The 2,325-nt window shown below is 52.0% G+C and carries 1 protein-coding gene and 2 pseudogenes; 1 reads left to right on the top strand and 2 read right to left on the bottom strand.

The window, feature by feature from the left end; genetic code table 11:
- A pseudogene (locus CK500_RS16665) lies at positions 1-170 on the bottom strand (IS5/IS1182 family transposase); the annotation flags it as partial.
- 1,094 nt (positions 171-1,264) lie between these two features.
- Complete coding sequence (locus CK500_RS17115; RefSeq protein ID WP_144049610.1) at positions 1,265-2,026, bottom strand: hypothetical protein; 762 nt, start codon at positions 2,024-2,026, stop codon at positions 1,265-1,267.
- A 95-nt stretch (positions 2,027-2,121) separates the two neighbouring features.
- Between CK500_RS17115 and CK500_RS17690 the strand changes: the two are divergent.
- Positions 2,122-2,325 (top strand): annotated as a pseudogene (locus CK500_RS17690) (IS6 family transposase); the annotation flags it as partial.

Genomic DNA, 2,325 nt, shown 5'->3' with positions numbered 1-2,325 from the left:
ATCGTCATTCGGTAGGATGTGTCGAGGTAAATCCGGAGACAATGGAGGGAAACGAGTGCGTAGTCGGCGAATCCGCCGCCACCTTCCGGGGCGGCGGATTCGCCTCCATCGCCAGTAACTCTTTGAGCAACCGGCACAACCTCCCCGATGAAGCGGGAGATTTGTGTCATAGGCAACCGAATCTTCCCGCTTCAACTCCTTTGATTTAGTGGCCTACCTCGCTGCAGTATGGCGATTCAACACAGCCGTATAAACCAATCTCGTAACTTCCTGGCCCATACTCACGGCGAACTGCGCCAGAACTCACGTCGCCGAGCGGCACCAAAACTCACGAGATACCGGCGTATCCATAGCTCTTCAAACACATGCTATGGCCTGCTAGTGTGCGTTTTCGGGCGATATAGTATGTGATCGATACCCCCTATCAGACACTAACTCCCCAGACGGGGGGGAGACACACTACCTGCCACCGAGTGGTAATAACAATAATGAGGCCATGCGGTAGCGGATGCGGCGACGCCTGTGGGTTGCCGTCGGCCAACACGGAGGTGAGGAGGCTAGAAGATCAGTCAGCCCTAACGGGACCAGCCATCGATCACCGGATCGGATCCAGCGGCACTCGCGCAACTCCTGACACGAGAGAGGCGATCCGAACCCGGTCTCCTCTATACACCCCAGGATATCCACCTGGGCTTGCGTTGGAGCGTCGCCACGACATCGCTTTGCACCCCACCAGATGAACGGGGGCTCTCACCGTTCCGAGACCACCTCTCGAAACTCTTGATATCATCTGAAATCAGACATATCTCTTCCGGACCCGATGCGACGGCGATCCAGACATCGGTCGCCCCCATTGATCGCCCTTCGAAAAGTGGAGGTGGATCGATATCCGACAATGGGTTTCTGGATCCTGTCTCTCGTGCGGAATCTGAGCGGGTTCTATCCCAGAAAACCATTGTATACTGATATTTGTTCCTCCGTGAGAGCCGTCGGGCACTGTCGTCTGTGACATCCAACTTGGTTGGGCTGTTCTTATTATTATATTCACTCGGGACATGCTAGTGTGCCCCCGCCACGTCATGCGGTTTAGTATGTAGTAGCATGTCCTGTGTACACCCTACAATTGGGCCGGACACACAGAAGAATAGGGTAGTATGTGTAGTAGATATGAAGATAGGTAGTAGCACAAGTATAATATATATGTTATTACAGATAAGACGACGATCCCGTGGTCTTCCTCTCGCATCAAGCGTTCGATCGAGGATCAAAACATCGCTGAAAATAGCCGTCGTCCGACACCGATCACAAGGGCAATCATACCGACGAGCCCAACCCACGTCAGCAACGCGGCGACCCCAATATCTACAGTGGAGAGAGCACCGGTCGCTCCGACACGATTCGCTAAGTAATACATTGTCACCACAGCCAGCACCACAAGTAACCCACCAGTAATATGTTCACGGTAGAAGCGTCTCTGGACCCACGACCGGAGTGCCGCTCTCGAGAAGAGAATTCCGGGAATAGAACTCACCGCCCGCTTCTCGAAGTTCTGAAAGGTTGTCTCGGTGCCATCTGGATTGTCAGCTAATTCTCTGTATACTGGTCCAATCTCTCGGGTTGTCATCTGGTATCCACACGTGTTTGATGTCCGTTTCAACAAGCCAACCTTATCGAGAAACTTTACTGCTGGGCGCATTGTCTTTGGCGAACAGTTCCTTGGATAGAGTGTGACCAGCGTACTAATGGGGTAGACCTCCACTTCAGATATCTTCTCACCCCGTATACGGGCAGCATCATGCTGAATCGAATTAAACACGATTGCAGGTACGACTGATCGGGAGTATTTAACCAGTCGTGTTCGAAGCGAGCTATCGGGACATAAATAGGCCTGTTCCTGGTCTATCTCACTGGTCTTGTCAAGCGATCGATTATAGTCCTCGATCAGCGTTCGATCGGTGCTCGCATAGATATCCGTATTCGCGGCATTATGGGGTTTTTTGATATTGAGCTTCTGCCTCATCTTCACGTACAACTAAACTCTGATCGTGGTGTTATAGTCTTTATTGCGTTTGTTCAGGTCGCGTTAAGTTAGAGAATGAGGCGGACGATGTCTGAGTGTCTATGGCAGAAATCGACCGCCTCAGCGAACGTATTGCGTGGATTGACTTGTCGTTTGTGGAGCGAGATCGGACTCCGCGATGGGCGATTGAAATAGGGATCCGCTGTCACTTAGCCGGTATGTCGCTCCGCGAGGTAAGTAAACATCTCGAGAGGTTTGGGATCGATCGGAGTCACGTCGCTATTCACAACTGGGTACATAAAGCC

This window comes from Halorubrum salipaludis (assembly GCF_002286985.1).
In the GTDB taxonomy this organism is placed as follows: domain Archaea; phylum Halobacteriota; class Halobacteria; order Halobacteriales; family Haloferacaceae; genus Halorubrum; species Halorubrum salipaludis.
Note: the sequence above shows the minus strand (reverse complement) of the source record. Positions and strands in the feature narration are given on the sequence as shown.